Raw genomic sequence first — 20,010 nt, forward strand, 5'->3', positions numbered from 1 at the left:
AGAAAAGACCTCGGTCTTTTCTTTTTTTCGTCGCTAACATGGAGCCAGAGTGCTAATTTATAACGACGAAACAATGAGCTACATTTAATAGAGACAATAATGGAAGAGTCCGTCGTACTCCAAAGACCAACATGTCTTATTAGACTTCATCTCACTCACATCGCTCATTGAACTTACCACGATTAAGCTCAGTTCAATACCGCGCCTGAATGGCGCATAATATCAATGTTTACGTCATATCATTAAGGACAAATGAATGGACGCTTTCATAATTTCAAGCTGGCAATTTTCTGAGGGGGTGGCACATGAACACACCACCAGCCCAGCCTCATTCGAGCAATCAACTTGGTATCACTGCCAAAGAGATGCTGACGGTTTGAGAGAATGGCTCCACAGTAATACGGTTCCAAATGCCATCATCGATTCATTACTCACCGATGACACCCGCCCTCGGTTCGAACAATTTGGCCACGACTGTTTTTTGATGATTCTGCGAGGCATTAATCTAAACGAAGGTGCTAACCCTGACGACATGCTTAGCCTACGCATCTTATGGTACAAAGGCACTTTAATATCGACACGTAAAGTTCCTTCAAAAGCGGTCAGTAATCTGATATCTGATCTCAAACAAAACCAAGGCCCTACATCATTACCTGATGTGTTGTTGGGCATGATCCGTGGAATCAACCACAGTATTTCAACCTTCCTAGCACCCGTCGAACTATTAATTGACGAGTTAGAATCTACATCCAATATCGACATAAGATCCATTAACGCTCTACATTCAAGGCTACTCAGACTAAGGCGTTATTTGAAGCCACAGAAATACGTTTTTGAAGATTTAATGAGTGACCTACCTGCGCCATTGAGTAAGCACAACAGTCATATAAAGAACAGCCTTGATACCATCCTGAGAATTAACGAGTCTGTTGAGTTTTACATCGAACAAATTAATGTATTTTTAGCGAGCCTAAGTCAGCAACAAGCTGAAAAAATGAATAGAAATACGTACCTATTTTCTATCATTGCAGGTATTTTCCTCCCTGCTGGGTTTTTCACCGGTTTACTGGGTGTCAATATCGCTGGGATACCCGGAACAGATAACCCGATAGCATTTCCACTATTTTGCGTTGGGCTGCTCGTGGTCATAGCGGCAGAGGTCGTTATTTTGAAAAAATTGAGGTTTATTTAATGGTTGAGTTTTTGCAATCCAATATGTGGCTTAGACAAGTAGTTTTAGGTTTACTTCTTATCACTGTGTATTGGGTGATCAAACGCTTAGGTAAGAACTGGATAGAAACATTAGCGGAAAATAAACGTGTCGAATTGAAGCGAAAGCAGTTCGTGATTAAGTGTTTCAATATTGTTCTGTTTCTACTCTTCATCGCTGTGTTTACGATTGTTCTTAACTTGGGTTTTGGTGATATTTCTCTGTTCTTGTCTTCGATATTTGCGGTGCTGGGTGTCGCTTTATTCGCGCAATGGTCGATTCTAAGTAACCTCACAGCCAGCGTACTAATATTTTTCGTCTTCCCTTATCGCATTGGCGACAGAGTAAGAGTCGCGGAGAAAGACGAAGACATCAGCGGTGTGATCATCGATATCACCATGTTCCATGTTATTCTTCGACACAGTTCGGGCAACATTATCACCTACCCTAATAACCTGATCCTACAAAAAGGCGTAATCAAAGTTTTGGTTGAACCGGAAGCAAAAAGTGAAGCAGGTGATACTGAGCTAACCAAAACTGAAAATTCAGAATCATAAGATCTACTGGTGCCTTAGATATCGGCAAGTCAAACAGATAGACACAGCGAACTGATTCGTAAGATATTAAAAGAGCTTAGTTCGACATGGATTGCAAAACTTGGCGATAAAGGACATTAGAGAGAAGCTTCAATAAGGTAAAAAGTCTAACACCCAATACTTACGCCAAACAAGGCGGATTAACCATAGATGTGTATGGTGGAGTGAGATCTGACTAACCCACCTTTTCTCTATGACGAACGCACTGTTTATAACTTACACCTCTGCCTTTTGTGTCTCATTCGTAGCAAGTTTTATTGAGTTTAGAATTGCGACTAAATATACTGGGGACATCATCAGACGGAGGACAAAAATGAATAATAAAAACAAACATATAGTTTTAATTCATGGTCTATATATGCCTGCGTTGATCATGCAGTATCTGGATAGAAACTTCAAAAAACGCGGCTTTACAACGCACAAGTTTGCCTACAACTCGCTGCGTTTCCCTTCTGCAGCCAAACGCCTCAATCGCTTCGTGAATGCTCGCTTTAATGAATACGATGAGGTCTATTTCTTTGGTCACTCACTCGGTGGCTTACTCATTCGTCACTACTTTAAGTTTTATCAGCCCAATTTTGCCGACACCTGCATTATTACCGCAGGGACGCCGCACAATGGGGCAACTATCGCCAAAACACTGTCGAATCATGGGCTTGGTTTTATATTTGGTTCGAGCAAAATGATCTTAAGCGATGGCCTGGGTGACTACGATATTGATGTGCCGATTGGCGTGATTACAGGTACCTACGACGCCGGAGTCGGACGTATTGTTCTGGGAAGAAACCCGGGCGATGGCACAGTCACACTCGAAGACGCCAACCTGAGAGGAGCAACGGATACTTACGCCCTCAAACTCAACCACACGGCGCTCGTCTACTCCAAAGAAGTCGTAACACTGTCAGCTCAGTTCATCGAACACAGAGCTTTTAAGGACGCTTCATAGCTTATTTCCATTAGCTTTTGCGCGTTGACTCCTGTATCGAGCTCTGTTCTCTTATATGTGAAAGACAAAAACAAAAATACCACTCTGCGATAAGAGTGGTATTCAAAGATTCATTACTGAAAGTGAGTGCTTGTTATACTTTCTATACTTGTTACAAGCGATTAACTCGTGTTGGTAGGAACACCTCACCCAACATGCATCGCACCGAACCACCACCAATGTCTTCAATCGTTTTCACGTTAAATGGCAGCAGTTTTCCATGCGTCGAAAGCTGAGCTAACTGGGCTGGAGAAAACGCATCGTAAGCCGATTGAGACATCGCGATCACCTTGTCGCCATTCACGGTTTCAAGCTGCAGGATGTTGCCACAGAAACGGTTCATCTGATCAATTGAGATAGAGATAACCTGCTTATCTTTAGCAAGCGACTTCACCACAAAGCGGCGTTCAAACTCAGGAATCACTTCATCACAGATCACGCAGAAGTTATCGCCAATCGCCATCATCACATTGGTATGGTAAATCGGTTGGCCAGACGGTAATGCCGTTTGGAACGAGACCACGCGAGAATAACCAATGCGCTTCGCATAATCTTCTAACACTTCGCGGTCACAACGCTGAGAAAGCGCAGCGTAGATGGTCTTGTTGATATGGTCGATCACCATCACGCCCGTGCTCTCTAGATAAGAACCTTGCGCGATGTAAGACTCTAGAGACTCGCTATGGTTAACAATGCGACCCGACGCTTCTAACGCTTCAATAAGAGCATTTGGCTTAACTTCATTCTGACGGTTTTCACACGCCATAGGGAACGTGAATAAGCTTCCATCACTACAGGTACTGAACCAGTTGTTTGGGAAAACAGCATCCGGAGTTTCAACGCCCAATTCTGGGTAATCAAACTCTACAACTTGCACACCTTCTTTACGCAACGAAGCGACCATAGCTTTAAATTCGGCCATCGTTTCTACTTTCACCTCAGCTTCGGTCAGATTAACTCTGTGCTGAAATTCGTTATCACGTGCTGTTTCTTCGTTAAATTTAAACTCTTTTGGTGGCACCATAACAACGCAATTGGCGTTTTGAACATTAGTGATATGAAGTGATTTTTTGTGTAGGTTTAACATTTCAACCGTCCCTATCTTTTATTTACTTCAGAATTGTAAACAACTTGTTACGACAAGATTCACTGAAAAGAATATTGATTTGAATATTTATCCCAAACAATTACTGCAGATCTTAGATTAATCGGTAATTTTTACTGCAAGATAACAGCACATCAGAAAGAACCAACTGTATGCATATTCGTTAAGTCACTTTATGGATAAATATTCTGATTCCATTTTCTCGCCCATCACGAGTTTTGATTACAATTCAATCCATTTAACGTTAGGATTATCACCGTTGCATAACAATCAATTACGTTTGAAATCAGCTTAACTTTTCCTGTCTAATTCAATCTAAAATAAGCGTCATGAAAGACACTCTTTGGACCTTTCCTGCATCGCTTAGACAAAGTTTTAGTGTTTTAAAGCCAAGTGCCTAAATAGGCGCTAGAACAAAATCCATCGAATGACTTAATACTGATAAGAACCCATGGGCGCTTATATAATTTCAAACTAAGACAGTTAAATTTCGAATCAAGACCATAAAAACAAAGCTGCACCAACGATGCAGTCGCTTATAGATGCACTAGTTTATAAAGGGAAATCTATGTACAAGAAATTTGAAGGCTTTACTGAAGCCTTTCCAAAGGGAGAGCCGATACAACCTCCTACTGGCATACTGGCATTCTGCCGCCATTACACTCGAGGTTTCGAAAAACCATTGATTTTGCTCGGGTTGATGAGCATGACCATCGCGATCATCGAAGTCGCGCTGTTCGGTTACATGGGGCAATTGGTCGACTGGCTATCAACAAGCAACCCAGACACTTTCTTAGCAGACAACGAATCGACATTGATGGGGCTCGGTATTCTGCTGTTGGTTGTGATGCCAATCTTGATCAGTGTTTACTCGCTATTGCTTCACCAAACTTTGCTGGGCAACTACCCAATGTCGATTCGTTGGTTAGCACACCGCTACCTTTTGAAGCAAAGCCTGTCCTTCTATCAAGATGACTTCGCCGGACGTGTCGCGACCAAAGTGATGCAAACCTCGCTTGCAGTGCGCGAAACTGTGACCAAGATGGTCGATGTGTTTGTCTACGTGACGGTTTACTTCACGGCGATGCTGTTCATGCTTGCTGAATCAGATTGGCGCTTGATGGCTCCGATGCTGATTTGGCTATTCGTTTACATCGGTATTCAACTGCACTTCGTGCCAAAGCTAAAAGACGTGTCTTCAGAGCAAGCGGATGCTCGTTCACTGATGACAGGTCGTATTGTTGATAGCTACACCAACATCGCGACGGTGAAATTGTTCTCACACAGTAAAAGAGAAACCGAATACGCCGAAGAAGGCATGGAAGGCTTCCTAGATACTGTGCACCGCCAAATGCGCTTGGTAACCGGCTTCAACATCTGCGTGGAATTCGCTAACTATCTATTGGTGTTCAGCATTGCGGGTATCTCTATCTACCTATGGCTAGATAGCGCAATCACCGTGGGTGCAATCGCGATTGCGGTCAGCTTGGCTCTGCGTATTAACGGCATGTCGAAATGGATCATGTGGGAAATTGGTGGTCTGTTTGAGAACCTTGGTACCGTGATTGACGGCATTAAAACTCTGTCTAAGCCTATTGCTATTGAAGACAAGAAAGACGCGAAGCCTCTGGAGGTTCCACAAGGCGGTATCAACTTCGACAATGTAAGCTTTAACTACGGTGAGAATAAGGGGGTGATCAACAACCTAAACCTCAACATCAAACCGGGTGAAAAAGTGGGTTTGGTTGGCCGTTCAGGTGCAGGTAAATCGACCCTAGTTAACTTACTACTGCGTTTCCACGATGTAGAAAGTGGTCGCATCCTGATTGATGACCAAGAGATCTCGAGCGTTACTCAAGATTCTCTGCGTAGCAACATAGGTATGGTGACCCAAGATACCTCACTGCTGCACCGTTCGATCAAAGACAACATTCTTTACGGTCGACCAGAGGCATCAGACGAAGAAGTATACGCGGCAACTAAACAAGCACACGCGCATGAGTTTATCGAAACGCTAACCGACCCGTTTGGCAACATTGGTTACGATGCTCAAGTAGGTGAACGTGGCGTTAAGCTTTCTGGTGGTCAGCGTCAACGTGTCGCTATCTCACGTGTTCTTTTGAAAAATGCACCACTATTGGTTCTCGATGAAGCAACTTCTGCACTCGATTCTGAGGTAGAAGCGGCCATCCAAGAGAGCTTAATTGAGCTAATGGAAGGCAAAACGGTTATTGCGATTGCACACCGCCTGTCGACCATTGCAGCGATGGATCGCCTGATCGTACTCGACCAAGGCAATATCGTTGAAGAAGGCACTCACCAAGAGCTGATTACACAAAATGGCATCTATGCTCAATTGTGGAATCACCAGACCGGTGGCTTTATTGCCGATGATCTTGAGCAAGCTACGAACGCTTAATTTTTGTGCTATTTTAAAAGTGCGATGTGATTCACACCAATTTGTTTATTAGCGGTAAATTACACATGGCAGAATGTTATGTCGTAATTATATAATGACATTAACACCAAAGACGCCTCGCTTGCGCGTTCTGGAATAAGGCTAGACTTCGGGGGGAGGCTAGCCTTTTTTATGCCTGCTATTTGGCGCTCTTTGCTACCTGTCCAATAAACTTCATCGATCCTTTTGTTTTTTTCTTGGCGTTTTTTTCTTAAAATGCGCGCAATATTCTTTCTAGAGATCAACCATGAACAAAAGTGTCTTAACTAACGTTATTGCGTTAGCACTGCTTGCTGGCGGCTATGCGACAGCAAACCAATACTTGCTTTACGCAGGCCTATTCGCCTTTTCTGGTGCCATCACCAACTGGCTTGCGATTCACATGTTGTTCGAGAAAGTACCCGGCCTATACGGTTCTGGCGTTATCCCAGCACGCTTCGAAGAGTTCAAAGCAGCCATCAAACAACTGATGATGGAGCAGTTCTTTACTGAAAGTAACATCGACCGCTTCCTAAGCAGCGAGATGTCTGGCGGCCAATCACTGAACCTAGAACCTGTGATTAAGAAGATCGACTTTAACCCTGCATTCGATTCACTGGTCCATGTCATCGAGAACTCTCAATTTGGTGGCATGTTGGCAATGTTTGGCGGTACTGAAGCGCTAGAGCCAATGAAAGCGCCGTTTGTTGAGAAGATGCAAGAGTCTGTGATTGAAATCAGCAAGAGCGATTCGGTAAAAAATGCCATCAAAGAAGAGCTAGAATCTCCAGCGATGATGGACGAAATCAAAGAGAACATTGAAGCGATCATCGATCAGCGCTTGAATGAACTGACACCAAAGCTTGTAAAAGAGATGGTTCAAACCATGATCAAGAAGCACCTTGGCTGGCTTGTGGTTTGGGGCGGTGTATTCGGTGGTGTGATTGGCTTAATCTCTGCGGCCATTACGCTTTAAGGCGAACAAGTTTATCGGATTGCTCTTTATCTGACGCTCAACAAAAAATGGAAGCTTATTGCTTCCATTTTTTATATCTAAATCACGTTGGTAAGCGAAATTAGGCCACTATTTTAGAGTTGCCAACAACTCAGGGTTCACGCCGAAGCCCTTTTTATGCTCTTCAATCACCACTTCACTACGTGTCTGAATCACACCAGGCAAGGTGCCCAACTTCGTTGCCATAAACGCTTGGTACGCCTTCATGTCTTTCACTCGAACCTTGATCATGGTGTCAAAGTCACCCGACAGTGAGTAGCACTCTTCCACCTCAGGCATCATTTCCACGGCTTGGGCAAATTTGTCGAAGATCGAAAAGCTAGTCTGATCGAGACGGATATGGATAAAGACTTGAACATCGAGTCCCAGCTTTTCTGAACAAAGCTCAGCATGATAGCCCGTGATGTAGCCCTCTTTCTCCAATCGCTTGAGTCTATCAGAGCAAGGTGACGTCGTAAGGTTGACCTGTTTTGCCAGTTCAACAACAGGTAAACGCCCTTTCATATGCAGAATTCTTAGTATCTCTTTATCGATACGATCGAGCTGATGCTGAGACATAACATTCCTTAAACATTCTAAATTCCGCTCAGTATATTCCATACCAAGAGCGATCGAAGAAAACCCCGCTCACACATTTAAAAACTAAATGCACGGATGATATTCACGCCAGATATAAACACATACAAATAGATAAGAACCCTTATAAATCAAACTCTGGTTATTAACAAATTATTATTGAAATGACCCGATTAACAAATAAGTTGAGCCGGAAACGAAAGAAAGGATATAGGCCAAAGTGAATAATATAATTATCAAAGAGAAAGGATGACTCTATTATGAAAACGCAAGAACTCGCATATAAACCTTACGGTATTGGTTCATGGACACACGTAACGGTATCAAAAGATGTTGCTCAAGCACTAGCAAGTGAATACTCAAACTATGGATGGGAAGTGAAGATTGATGGCAATGCCATTGAAGCTGAGCTTGCACTCAAGGCTGCTTAGAAACACAAAAACCTCCTAGCACGGAGGTTTTTTGAATAAAGTTAGTAAGCACTTACTATGAGTTAGGCTAGGCCAACTTGGGGAACAGCACTTCCAGTTTCGCAACGACAATTGCACGTGCGGCAGAAGTGCTGAGTTTCCATATCGTAGTACAGGTTTCCACTAAATAGTTTTGACGTCCATTGCATCATACGGCCAGAAGCTGTCTCGGGCTCTGATTCACAACGTTTCATTATAGACTTATGTAGTGTTGTTTTTTTACATCCTTTGCAATAGAGATCAGGCATACCTTTGTCCTATAGGTCTTTAGTGGTTACTGACAATTGACACATCATGTCCAATTCGGTTCCACAATTCACCGAGCTAATGACAAAAGTGAGCGCCAAGTTCAAAAAATAGCCATTTTTCTGTTTTATTTTTTGACATCACACGCCATTGAGTAAGTTGATCTTTCCCTTCTCACGCAAGATCCTACCGCTTCGATTTACATTGTAAACCCCCATTTCAATATCAGAAAACCTCGAATAAACTTAATTTGAAATAAGACAAAGGTCGTACTCACATAAAAAAATAGAGCCACCGAAGTGACTCTATTGTTCATGTCTTTTGCTAATTCATTGGTATTTTTACAATGTAAATTAGTCTAGCTCAACAAGGTTCTTCTCGAACTCAGCGTGTTGCTTCTTAACTTCGTCTTCTGGCTCGCCAGTGATTAGGCTCACGATAACGATAGAGATAGTTGATAGGATGATTCCCGGTACGATTTCGTAAACATCGAACCAACCGCCCGTGAACTGTTTCCAAAGTACAATCGTAACACCACCAACAACGATACCCGCTAGAGCGCCGTTACGGTTCATACGAGACCAGTATAGGCTCAACACGATAGCTGGACCAAATGCAGCACCGAAACCAGCCCATGCATAAGATACAAGGCCAAGAACTGAACTGTCTGGCGTCATCGCTAGCACAAGTGCAATTAGAGAGATTAGGATTACCGCGAAGCGGCCTACACGAACGATCTCTTCAGACGTCGCATCTTTCTTAAGTACTTGCTTGTATAGATCTTCTGCCATCGCAGATGAAGAAACAAGAAGTTGTGAATCCGCAGTACTCATGATTGCCGCTAGGATTGCAGCAAGTAAGATACCTGCGATTACTGGGTGGAACATCGCGTTCACAAGAAGCATGAAGATCTTCTCGCCATCGTCTAGCTTAGGCGCGCCAGAGTTAGTCACGTAGATTAGACCAACAAGACCTACTAGCATTGCACCAACCATAGACAGAGCAGACCATACCACCGCGATACGACGCGCTGTTGTTAGGTCTTTGTTGCTACGTGTTGCTTTGAAACGAGCAAGGATGTGTGGCTGACCGAAGTAACCTAGACCCCATGCCGCTAGCGAGATGATCGCGATAGCAGAAAGTGGCTCACCTTTCACATCATTCCATAGCGTGAGAAGCTCTGGGTTGATGTTGTGAAGATCAGTCGATAGCTGACCAAGACCACCGTTCATCGCTGCGATTGGTACAATCAATAGCGCAGCAGACATCAGCAGACCTTGAACCAAATCCGTCCAAGATACCGCAAGGAAACCACCAAATAGCGTGTAAGAAACCACACATACTGTACCGATGATTACAGCTGTTGTGTAATCTAGGCCGAATACTGTTTCAAACAATTTACCACCTGCTACCAAGCCAGAACTTGTGTAGAAAAGGAAGAATAAAAGGATAAAGAAAGCAGAAATTGTTTGGATCAGCTTAGAATTATCATTGAAACGACGAGATAGGAACTCAGGTAGCGTCAGTGACTCTGTTGTAATGCTGTAAGTACGCAGACGCTTAGCACTGATTAACCAGTTCGCCCAAGTACCAACTAGCAGGCCACCAGCAAGCCAGAATGCTTCAAAACCAGCAGCATAAGCGTAACCCGGTAGACCAAGTAGTAGCCAACCACTCATGTCTGATGCACCAGCAGAAAGTGCAGCAGGCCATGGGCCTAGCGAACGACCACCTAGGAAGTAGTCTGTCGAGCTAGAAGTACGTTTGTAAGCAATAACACCGATTGCCAGCATCATAATTAGATACGCAATGAACGTCGTCGTTATTGCAAAACTGTTTTCTATCATTTGATAGTCCTCATTTGTAAAAAGCCTTCCATGCCTAATTCAATGCAAGACACTCACCGTAAAGGCAAGCGAGTGCATTGAGTTAGGTATTGAGGCTCCAAGGCACTATGAGTTAAATCCAAAGATGGTGAAACCAACAATGGAGAAAACAAAAGTGCTTAGAGCCAATGTTACTGAAGGTTAGTGAGCTTCGCTTCCAAGTTCGAGCAAGGTCGCGTTACCGCCCACGGCTGTTATATTTATAGTTCGCGTACGCTCGGTAATGAAACGCAGCGATAAGTGTGGATCGTGAGCAACATGCATTGCTGTCAGATCCGTTTCAGCTACTAAACTGACGATGGCACCGTCACGCTTAGCAAGTTGTAAATTGATAGCTTGAGCCGTTTGTGAGTTACCTACGTAACCTGCGCTACGTACATCGCAAGACAGCAGCTGTTGAGCCGCGTCGTACGAAGCAACCTGCACCAAGTTCGTCGGTAAATTCGCTTGTTTCGCTGCATCAGCGATCAAGGTGTTGAATTGCACGTCATCACTGCACAATTGCACGCTGTTACCCGCTAATAGTGCTGCGGTAATCATCGCGGTTGCTGTTTGCAGTGCTGGCTCTTTGTCTTGGCAATCATCAACAATCACCAAAGCCACACCACGTCCTGCAGCATACAGCTCGTTTGTTTCACCAGTCGGGCCAGCCATTAGGTGCTGCTCAGAAAGCAGCGCAGAGGCCTGCTCTAGGTGATAAGTTGCCACTGCCGCCAAAGACGTAGATTGGCTTTCGATCTCTGATTTGAATGCAAGTACCTGAGCACTCTTATGATCAAAATCGGTAAGATTCCATTGTTCCCACGCTAACAAAGCATCAGAAAAACCTGTCACTTGATGAACCATGATACTGCTCCTTATGCCTTGTCTTGTGATTGAGAGAAATGAACATCAGTAAAGCGGTATAGGTAGTGAGGACCACCCGCTTTAGGGCCAGTACCAGACAAGCCTTGACCACCAAATGGTTGTACACCAACAACAGCGCCGACCTGGTCACGGTTGATGTAACAGTTACCCACACGAACGTGTTTTTCGATCCAACGGTAAGTTGTCTCGTTACGGCTGTGGATGCCCATGGTTAAGCCAAAACCGGTTTGGTTAATTTGGTCTACCACTTGCGCCAGTTCACTCGCTTTGAAGCGAACGATATGCAGTACAGGACCAAACTGTTCTTCTTTCAAACAGCTGATGTCATCGATTTCAAATGCACTTGGTGGAACAAAGTCACCATGTTCACAATCCGTACCTAAAGAAAGTTGAGCCACCTTCTTCTGGGTATTGGTCATGTTTTCTAAGTGCGCCATTAGCTTCTGTTTTGCGTTTTGGTCGATAACAGGGCCAACATCGGTTTTATGAAGGTGTGGAATACCAACACTCAACTCGTCCATTGCACCGTGAATCAATCCAACCACGCGATCTGCAATGTCTTCTTGAATGTAAAGCACACGTAGCGCAGAACAACGTTGACCTGCAGAAGCGAATGCCGAACGAATAACATCACGGACTACCTGTTCAGGCAGTGCGGTACTGTCGACGATCATCGCATTCTGACCACCGGTTTCCGCGATAAACGGCACAGGCTTAGCGTTACGACTCGCCAATGACACGTTGATACGTTGTGCTGTTGGTGTTGACCCCGTAAAGGCAACGCCCGCAATCGCATCATGACTGGTTAGCGCACTGCCGATCTCAGCGCCACGACCCGGTAGTAACTGAATCGTGCCAGCAGGGAAACCCGCTTCATTCATCAATTCCACTGCGCGAGCTGCAATTAAGCTTGTTTGCTCTGCAGGTTTCGCCACAACCGTGTTACCCGCCACTAGTGCAGCTGTAATTTGGCCAAGGAAGATCGCCAATGGGAAGTTCCAAGGGCTGATACAAACGAATACACCACGACCTTGTCGCGAAGCGATTCGAGTTAGACCATCAAAGCCTTTTAGCTCAAAACCTTGTAGGTTGTTCGCTTGTTTTGCGTAGTAACGACAGAAGTCGACCGCTTCACGCACTTCATCAATGCTGTCGTGAATTGTCTTACCCGCTTCTTGATGACAAATTGCCACCAGCTCAGCCAGGTTTTCTTCCATCAGATCCGCCAGCTTCTCAAGCGCAGCGGCTTTGGTTTCAACCGATGTCGCATTCCAATCAGCAAATGCGGCGTCTGCACCAGTGATCGCTGCGGAAACATGATCAAGGTTTGCAAAAGCCACCTGACCCACATTAATTCGACGATCATAAGGTGCTGTTACTTGTTCAACATTCTGAGCAGCCTTGATCATGCTTTCGGCAAGAGATTCGCCGTTGATCACAGGTCCAGCAGTCCATTGATTGTTTAAGAAGCCTTTTACTTGCTCTTCAAACTGATGCGCTTCACTCTCGATATCAATGTTCACACCGTAAGAGTTCTTACGCTCAGGGAATACCGCTGGAGGCAGAGGAATCTTAGTGTTGTGCAATGTATCGAATGCCAGAAGCATATCGACAGGGTGTTGAGTCAGCTCTGCCACAGGGCAACGCGCATCAACTAGACGGTGGACAAACGAGCTGTTTGCGCCGTTTTCTAGCAAGCGACGTACTAGGTATGGCAGTAGATCTTTATGGCTGCCAACCGGTGCGTAGATACGTACCGACTGTTGGTAAGCTTCCATCGCATGGTTGTACAGAGAATCACCCATGCCGTGTAAGCGTTGGAATTCAAAGTCTTTATGGTCGGTCATGACGGCAATAGCAGAAACCGTATGAGCATTGTGGCTCGCAAACTGCGGGAAGATATTGCCACGAACGCTTGGGCTCAATAGGTAACGCGCACATGCAAGGTAAGCTACGTCTGTCGCTTCTTTACGTGTGTAAACTGGGTAGTTATCGAAACCAGCTTGTTGTGACCATTTGATCTCACTATCCCAGTAAGCACCTTTAACTAGGCGAAGTGGGATTAAGTCACCCTGCTCTTTTGCTAGGCGGTTTAGCCAAACTAGAACCGGTAACGCACGCTTTGAGTATGCTTGAATAACCAGACCAAATTTACCCCAACCTTTTACAAGGTCAGTGCGGTACAGTTTTTCGAATAATTTAAGAGAAAGCTCTAGGCGATCCGCTTCTTCAGCATCAATCGTAATTGCAACATCTAGCTCTACTGCACGGCGCAATAGCTGCTCTAGCGTGTCGCAAAGTTCAGTCAGTACGCGGTCTTCGTTCGCTACTTCGTAACGTGGATGAAGCGCAGAAAGCTTGATAGATACCGATGGCGCAGGGCTCGATTTTGAAGATACATAAGTGTCTCGACCTACGGCTTCAATCGCCATTAGGTAATCTTTGAAGTATTTGTTTGCGTCAGCAGTGGTCAGTGCCGCTTCACCTAGCATGTCGTATGAGTAGGTAAAACCTTTGTCACGCATAGACTTACCGTTCTTCTGCGCTTCAGCAATGCTGCGACCAAGAACGAATTGGTGACCCATCACCTTCATCGCTTGGTGCATCGCTTTACGAATCACCGGCTCAGAAAGCTTGTTCACTAAACGGTTAACCGCTTGACCTGCACTCTGCTCTTTAGATGAAAGTCCAACCACCTTGCCTGTTAGCATTAGGCCCCAAGTTGATGCGTTAACAAAAACCGAGTCAGAATTCTTCAGGTGAGATTTCCAATCCGCAACGCTAAGTTTGTCGCGAATCAACGCATCAGCGGTTGCCGAATCAGGAATACGCATCAAGGCTTCCGCCAGACACATTAGCAAGATGCCCTCTTGAGTATCTAAGCTGTATTCAAGCAACAAGGCGTCGATCATCTGAATAGATGTTTTATCCGCACGGATAGACTCAATCAACGACGTCGTTTTGTCTGTAATTTGCTGCTTTTCAGACTCAGAAGGGGTAGCTAGTGGCAGAAGTTGCTCTAGCCATTGGGTTTCATCCACCATATATAATGGTGAGATAAGCGACCATAGATCATCAAGCGACTGCTCGTTGAATTCTGGCTTTAACACATCAGTAGCTGTAAACATGCGTTTTCCTTAATCTCACACCCGGAATTAGCCCGGGATCTCTACAATGGCTGCAGTGTATTTAGAGTATATAAGGATTACTTGTCAAAAACTCCGAGTTTTTTGCTAAAAACTCGCTTTATTAACAAAACAAACACAACGTCACATATGAAACTTTAAAATAATATGCCGTTTTGTTTCACTATTTAACAGAAATTTTCTTTTTGTATTGGGATGGAGACATGCCTTGAAGGCGTGAAAAGGTGTGAGTAAAAGAGGATTGACCGGAGAAACCAGCCAGTTCTGCGACCTGACCAAGGCTAAGGTTACCCTGTTCAATTAAACGGCGAGAACGATCGATACGCTTACCAAGAACATACTGGTGAGGGGTAATGCCCATTTGCTCTTTGAACAGCATATGGAACTGGCTTTCGCCCAAGAACACGCTGCCCGCAAGCTGAGCGACAGAGATCTTATTCGCGAGGTGTTGCTCGATGTAGCGATCCAGTGCTTCAAGATCAAAACGCGAGTCTTTAATTGAGGTTTCAAATGCCGATATGTGCCTTTGCATCAGAGCGATCACCGTGTCATTGCAGGCACGGCTTAACAATAGATCATCCGGGCTCGCCTGCATTTCTTGCACCAACATATGGATAAGCTTTTGAATTTGCGCGTCTAATTGGAAGTAGACGTTCGATGATTCTAACTGGTTAATCTTCTCTAACATTAGAGGGTCATCATCGGTTGGCACAGGCATATTGAGCACTAGGATATCCGACTGACCAACCACCCCACCGAAAGCATGATCAGAGCTCGCTGTTACCACACAACCTTGACCCGGCCCGATAAGATTACCTTTACCGCAAACTTCAAATTCCGCCTGACCATTTAAACCAATCACGACTTGCGAATAGTGGTGATCGTGACAATCCATATGCGAAGGCAAAGTAATGATCTCCGCAGGGCGAGGGCCAGTAAGGCCTAGCGGGGACAAGTCTAGGTTTGGAAAGGGTAAAGGTTTTGGCATGACAGCAAAGTACTCAGATCGACATAGTGAGAATAATACTCTGAAATCTGCACAAGATGAATTTGTAAATGATCATGAGAGTCATTTCCTCACCATAAACAGAAGATCATTACCGCAATCATCTTGATCATGCCTCCGGAAAGATGATCAAGAGCGTACAAACTACGGGCATTGTAAAACCAATCGTTCCGGCGAATTTAGGGGCTTCACAAGCAATCACACGAACACGAACACGAACACGAAAAACATTTTACAGGCTTCTAAGACATGGTGGGTAATGTATGGGAATGGACAACCGTTCAGAAAGGCCTAGCAAAAGGTGGCGCGTGGAGCTTCTCTCCTGAAGAAGCAAAAGTGTTTAACGAACTGTACGTACCGCCTTCAACGGCAGCGAACTATCTAGGATTCCGAGTAGTACGAGAGCTGTAGGCTCCCAATCACAGGCTCAGAATCCCAAATATTTACTCTAGGTTCTCAATTATCACATTGAGCAGCATTTATAGGGGAATTCCCCCCTTATGCATAAGCACTCCTAGGAGTAGATTCGTCGATAGAGTAGTAAGTCACTCTGGGTATCAAATTGATGCCTCAGTTTAATTTACCTGACCCTCGTAAATTAAGCTGAAAATCTTCTACATGTCGACAAGGCATATCTTGTCTTTAGCCAGCCCCTCTTCAGGCTGGCTTTTTTTTGCCTGTTTATCACCCTTTCTGCCCATCGATTCCCCGTGATTGAAGCAGTTAGTCAACAATCTGTTTAACTGTCATTCACCCCCTATTTTTCGAGCAGAGTACAAACTCTAATTGCCATTGCAGCGCTATAAGAAACTGATATTATTGCAACATCGCAACACACGAGATAAAACCTTGCCAGATCCACTCAACTCCATACATCGTTCTTTATTCGAACAACTTCCAGGCTGCTGGGGCTGCAAAGATACTGACTCGGTCTTCGTGTACGCCAACCTTGCTTACAACCAATTGATTGGCTTAAAACCCAATGAGACTTGTACTGGCTTGACCGACTTCGACATGCCCAGTCAAACCACGGAGTGCGCACAAGATTTCAGAGCTCAAGACAAACATGTGATGGATACACGCAGTACCCTTAAGATTCTCGATATTCACCCCTATCCAGACGGACGCTGGCACGCTCATATCTTTACTAAAACACCATGGCTTGATGACGACGACAACGTCCAAGGCACCATCTTCTATGGCCAAGAGCTTACCGATACCGCGATCTTAGAGGTCGGTCATTGGGTTTGTCAGGCCACAGGAACAAAAGGCGATCAGGCATCGCTTGCGGGGTCAGAGCCGCGCGTGTCTAAGCTGCAAAAGCGGCTGACTTCGAGAGAATCAGAGGTGCTGTTCTTACTGCTTTTCGGCAAGAAACCACAGTACATCGCGTCGACGTTAAACATTTCAATCAAAACGGTCGAAGGTCATGTCGCTAGATTGAAACAGAAGTTTGATGCACGCAGTAAAAGCCAATTGATTGAGTATGCGTTGGATTCAGGATTGGGCTCAGTGATCCCAGAAACTCTACTCAAAAAACAGATCTCTGTTGTTCTTCACAGTGACTGATTGACTGTTCAGCTGAAAATGCAGACAAAAAAATGCCGTTGATTTGATCAGTCTAATCAACGGCATTTTTGGATCTGTTAAGCAGCTAAGCGATCAAGCAGCCTAAGGCGCTAGGCGATCAATATCCCAACTGTTGTCTTGGCGTGAGAACAAGAAACGGTCGTGCAAGCGGTGTTCACCACCCTGCCAGAACTCAATACTATCCACACGAACTCGGAAGCCACCCCAGAAAGAAGGCACAGGAATCTCTCCTTTGGCAAACTTCTGTTTAAGCTCTAGATACTTACCTTCTAAAATTCCACGCGCTGAGATGCGGCTACTCTGCTTACTTGCAATCGCGGCCAATTGGCTCTCTTTTGGACGTGACGAGAAGTACTTCATATTTTCCATAGCCGTCAGCTTTTCAGCCGTGCCCGTAATATGAACTTGTCGCTCAAGTGGATGCCAAGGAAAGTGCAAACTGATTTTGCTGTTGTGCTCAAGCTGGTGCGCTTTACGGCTACCTAGGTTGGTGTAAAAAACGAAACCGTCTTTATCCACATTCTTCAGCAGAACAATGCGTTGGAATGGCTGACCATTTTCATCAACCGTAGCAACTGTCATGGCAGTAGGGTCCGTCAACTTCGCTTCAATGGCTTGCTCTAGCCATAAATTGAATTGCTCAATCGGGTCTGCGGCCAAGTCTTTACGTCTCAATCCACCCTTAGCGTATTCGCGACGAATATCTGTCAGTTCCATTTGCTTGCTCCTTTAAATTTTTTTGTGATTTTGCGCCGTAATCCTTTGAAACACAAGTCTAAGCCATGGTTTTGTCTCACAGAAGGTGCTCTGTGTTAACAAGATCTCGGTACTCTCTCCATCATATTGATAATCTTTATACAAACCGATGACAAGCTGAGATCCGAGTGACCAAAATACTGCCTAACCTAATGACACCCTTTGTTTTATTCTCATTGTTATTGGGAGCTGCAGGGCTGACCGCAACCCACTTTATGGCAGTGCAATTCCAAGAAAAAATCGTCACTCAGCAACTCGATGAAGCAGCAAGTAAAGCCAATCTACAAATCGACTCTGAATTGGATAAATTCAAACAGATCCCGGATTTGCTCAGCCATGACCCTCGCTTGCTCTCTTATTTTGACTCAACACAACGAGCAGACAAGATTTCCGCTGCGCAGCTCAATCAATTGCTGTTTGAATGGTCGAATCAAAGCCAAGCCGACACCATCTATATTCATGACCCGAGTGGTACTGTGGTCGCTTCCAGTAATTACCAAAAGCCTCGTACCTTTGTCGGTGAGAACTTCTCGTTTCGTCCCTACTTTGCTTCTGCCATTCAAGGTAACAACACACAATATGTCGCGCTAGGCGCTCGCTCGAACGTACGCGGTTGTTTTCTGTCTTCACCTCTGTATATCGACAAGGAAGTTGTTGGCGTTATCACCGTAAAAGTGAGCTTAGAAAATCTCGAAAACATCCTGACCAGCGACGATTTTGAGATCGTAGTACTCGACTCTAACCAAGTGGTCTTTCTATCAAGCCAAGCTCCGTGGCTTTACCATTCATTGTTGCCATTAACGCAGCAACAACAAACGGATATCGCACTTCAACGCCAATACGGTCAAAGCGAAATTTCGATCATCGAAGCCTTTCGTCCTTCAAGCTCTCAGTCAGAAGCGAGCAATACCAATCAATCTAGCAACCTTCAATCCAATGAAATCCGAAAAGAGCTCACCGCCAACCAGTTATTCAAGCTTGGTGCTTTTAATCTTTACCCTGCAACGGTCAGCAACAACCAGTACCAAGTTGTCGCACTAAAAGAGACCAGAGCTGAACTTATTAAAATCTTTCAGATCGATGTCATCTTCGTGGTGATTTATAGCTTGGTGATGCTCATCGCTTGGTCGTGGCGCCAGACTTATCTCGCGAAAGTGGCGTTGACCCGACTCAACCAAAACCTAGAGCAAACCGTTGATAAACGTACCCACTACTTGAAGCAATCCAATCAGCAGCTGCAACAAACCCTTTTTCAATACCAAGAGTCGCAGTCGAAGTTGAAACAGACAGAACAAGAGCTGACACAAACCGCGAAACTAGCGGTACTCGGTGAGCTGTCAGCCAGCATTAACCACGAAATCAACCAACCGCTTGCAGCACTGCGAACCTACAGTGAAAACAGCTTAAAGCTACTGGAAATGGAACGAACCGATTTAGTGAAAAGCAATCTTGAGAAAATGATTGGCCTCAACAACACCATTACCGACATCATCGCGCGACTCAAAGTCTTTACTCGCAAGGTCACTAAACAAGAACATCATGTGGCGAACCTGCATCAAGCGGTCAATAACGCCACTAGCATTCTCAGTGCGCTGATGATCAAGCAAGGCATTACGCTAAGGCTAAGCACGGTGCCAGATGACATCAATATTGCGATTCATCCAACCGAACTCGAACAAGTACTAGTGAACCTGATTCACAACGCGATTCAATCGCTGCAACAACAAGTTCTTGAACAGAAAATCTTGCAGGAGCCACAAAACCTGGAAAGCGTTGACCAACAGGCTAGCCCACAGATAGGCATCGAATGGCAACTTCATCACAACGCTTGTCAGCTGATCATTTGGGATAACGGAATTGGCATGCCGAACGATAAGCTAGAACAGCTGTTCGACCCGTTTTTCACCACCAAACCGGAAGGTTTAGGGCTAGGGCTTTCAATATCGAAACGGATTATTGAAGCGTATCACGGCACGATCAGCGCGAACCGGTTAGAGCCTTCAGGCATGGTATTCTCGCTAAACATCCCGTTATATAACGATAAGCGCTAACACGCCGTTGTTATTGTTAACGGAAAACGAATTTCACATTACTGCTAATCTCACCTACAGCTAAGGAA

Annotated in this window: 15 protein-coding genes and 2 pseudogenes; 10 read left to right on the top strand and 7 right to left on the bottom strand. The window is 44.9% G+C overall.

The features are described 5' to 3' along the window. Nucleotides 1–256 precede the first annotated feature (256 nt). The 4 genes and pseudogenes from AB4384_RS10845 to AB4384_RS10860 all read left to right on the top strand — a co-directional run bounded on the left by AB4384_RS10845 (nucleotide 257) and on the right by AB4384_RS10860 (nucleotide 2,752). On the top strand, nucleotides 257–1,192 hold the full coding sequence (locus tag AB4384_RS10845; protein ID WP_017062015.1) for a CorA family divalent cation transporter: 936 nt from the start codon (nucleotides 257–259) through the stop codon (nucleotides 1,190–1,192). After that, a complete protein-coding gene (locus AB4384_RS10850) occupies nucleotides 1,192–1,767 on the top strand; it encodes a mechanosensitive ion channel family protein (protein WP_017070158.1) in 576 nt (191 codons plus the stop codon). The genes AB4384_RS10845 and AB4384_RS10850 overlap by 1 nt, the downstream gene beginning before the upstream one ends. An 18-nt stretch (nucleotides 1,768–1,785) precedes the next feature. After that, nucleotides 1,786–1,985: pseudogene (locus tag AB4384_RS10855) on the top strand (AraC family transcriptional regulator); the annotation flags it as partial. Nucleotides 1,986–2,119: 134 nt separating this feature from the next. Continuing rightward, nucleotides 2,120–2,752, top strand: coding sequence for a triacylglycerol lipase (locus AB4384_RS10860; protein WP_050647609.1), 633 nt, complete (start codon nucleotides 2,120–2,122; stop codon nucleotides 2,750–2,752). A 151-nt stretch (nucleotides 2,753–2,903) separates the two neighbouring features. Here AB4384_RS10860 and AB4384_RS10865 read toward each other — a convergent pair whose 3' ends face one another. Then, nucleotides 2,904–3,878 carry an arginine deiminase-related protein gene (locus AB4384_RS10865; protein ID WP_017061193.1) on the bottom strand — a complete coding sequence of 325 codons (975 nt, stop codon included), beginning with the start codon at nucleotides 3,876–3,878 and terminating at the stop codon, nucleotides 2,904–2,906. Between the two features lie 586 nt (nucleotides 3,879–4,464). On the opposite strand from AB4384_RS10865, the gene AB4384_RS10870 reads away from it, so the two are divergent. Next, entirely contained in the window at nucleotides 4,465–6,315 is a 1,851-nt protein-coding gene (locus AB4384_RS10870; protein ID WP_017065156.1) for an ABC transporter ATP-binding protein, read from the top strand. Nucleotides 6,316–6,601: 286 nt separating this feature from the next. Beyond that, a complete protein-coding gene (locus AB4384_RS10875) occupies nucleotides 6,602–7,309 on the top strand; it encodes a DUF445 family protein (RefSeq protein ID WP_136982554.1) in 708 nt (235 codons plus the stop codon). Between the two features lie 108 nt (nucleotides 7,310–7,417). On the opposite strand, the gene AB4384_RS10880 is transcribed toward AB4384_RS10875, so the two are convergent. Beyond that, entirely contained in the window at nucleotides 7,418–7,906 is a 489-nt protein-coding gene (locus tag AB4384_RS10880) for an Lrp/AsnC family transcriptional regulator (protein WP_004732526.1), read from the bottom strand. 278 nt (nucleotides 7,907–8,184) lie between these two features. Between AB4384_RS10880 and AB4384_RS10885 the strand changes: the two genes are divergently transcribed. Continuing rightward, entirely contained in the window at nucleotides 8,185–8,355 is a 171-nt protein-coding gene (locus tag AB4384_RS10885) for a hypothetical protein (protein ID WP_017071239.1), read from the top strand. A gap of 638 nt (nucleotides 8,356–8,993) precedes the next feature. Here the strand turns inward: AB4384_RS10885 and putP are convergent. The 4 genes from putP to AB4384_RS10905 all read right to left on the bottom strand — a co-directional run bounded on the left by putP (nucleotide 8,994) and on the right by AB4384_RS10905 (nucleotide 15,527). After that, complete coding sequence (gene putP / locus AB4384_RS10890) at nucleotides 8,994–10,484, bottom strand: sodium/proline symporter PutP (protein ID WP_102320958.1); 1,491 nt, start codon at nucleotides 10,482–10,484, stop codon at nucleotides 8,994–8,996. 183 nt (nucleotides 10,485–10,667) lie between these two features. Continuing rightward, nucleotides 10,668–11,372: a 1-pyrroline-5-carboxylate dehydrogenase gene (locus tag AB4384_RS10895; protein WP_017065152.1), complete on the bottom strand. Its 705-nt coding sequence runs from the start codon at nucleotides 11,370–11,372 to the stop codon at nucleotides 10,668–10,670. A gap of 11 nt (nucleotides 11,373–11,383) precedes the next feature. Then, nucleotides 11,384–14,521 (bottom strand): bifunctional proline dehydrogenase/L-glutamate gamma-semialdehyde dehydrogenase PutA, encoded by a 3,138-nt coding sequence (gene putA, locus AB4384_RS10900; protein WP_372129512.1) that lies wholly within the window; start codon nucleotides 14,519–14,521, stop codon nucleotides 11,384–11,386. A 181-nt stretch (nucleotides 14,522–14,702) separates the two neighbouring features. Continuing rightward, entirely contained in the window at nucleotides 14,703–15,527 is an 825-nt protein-coding gene (locus AB4384_RS10905; RefSeq protein ID WP_017061200.1) for an AraC family transcriptional regulator, read from the bottom strand. 264 nt (nucleotides 15,528–15,791) lie between these two features. On the opposite strand from AB4384_RS10905, the pseudogene AB4384_RS10910 reads away from it, so the two are divergent. Further along, nucleotides 15,792–15,956: pseudogene (locus AB4384_RS10910) on the top strand (SUMF1/EgtB/PvdO family nonheme iron enzyme); the annotation flags it as partial. 375 nt (nucleotides 15,957–16,331) lie between these two features. Further along, complete coding sequence (locus AB4384_RS10915; RefSeq protein WP_032546410.1) at nucleotides 16,332–17,114, top strand: helix-turn-helix transcriptional regulator; 783 nt, start codon at nucleotides 16,332–16,334, stop codon at nucleotides 17,112–17,114. 102 nt (nucleotides 17,115–17,216) lie between these two features. Here the strand turns inward: AB4384_RS10915 and pdxH are convergent, their stop codons facing one another. After that, on the bottom strand, nucleotides 17,217–17,852 hold the full coding sequence (gene pdxH / locus AB4384_RS10920) for a pyridoxamine 5'-phosphate oxidase (protein ID WP_017061203.1): 636 nt from the start codon (nucleotides 17,850–17,852) through the stop codon (nucleotides 17,217–17,219). A 167-nt stretch (nucleotides 17,853–18,019) separates the two neighbouring features. Here pdxH and AB4384_RS10925 point away from each other — a divergent pair, with 167 nt between their 5' ends. Next, the gene (locus tag AB4384_RS10925) at nucleotides 18,020–19,942 is read left to right on the top strand and encodes an ATP-binding protein (RefSeq protein WP_372129514.1); all 1,923 of its coding nucleotides are present in this window, start codon (nucleotides 18,020–18,022) and stop codon (nucleotides 19,940–19,942) included. Nucleotides 19,943–20,010 lie beyond the last annotated feature (68 nt).

The organism is Vibrio sp. 10N.261.51.A4, from assembly GCF_041471945.1.
Classification (GTDB): Bacteria; Pseudomonadota; Gammaproteobacteria; order Enterobacterales; family Vibrionaceae; genus Vibrio; species Vibrio crassostreae_C.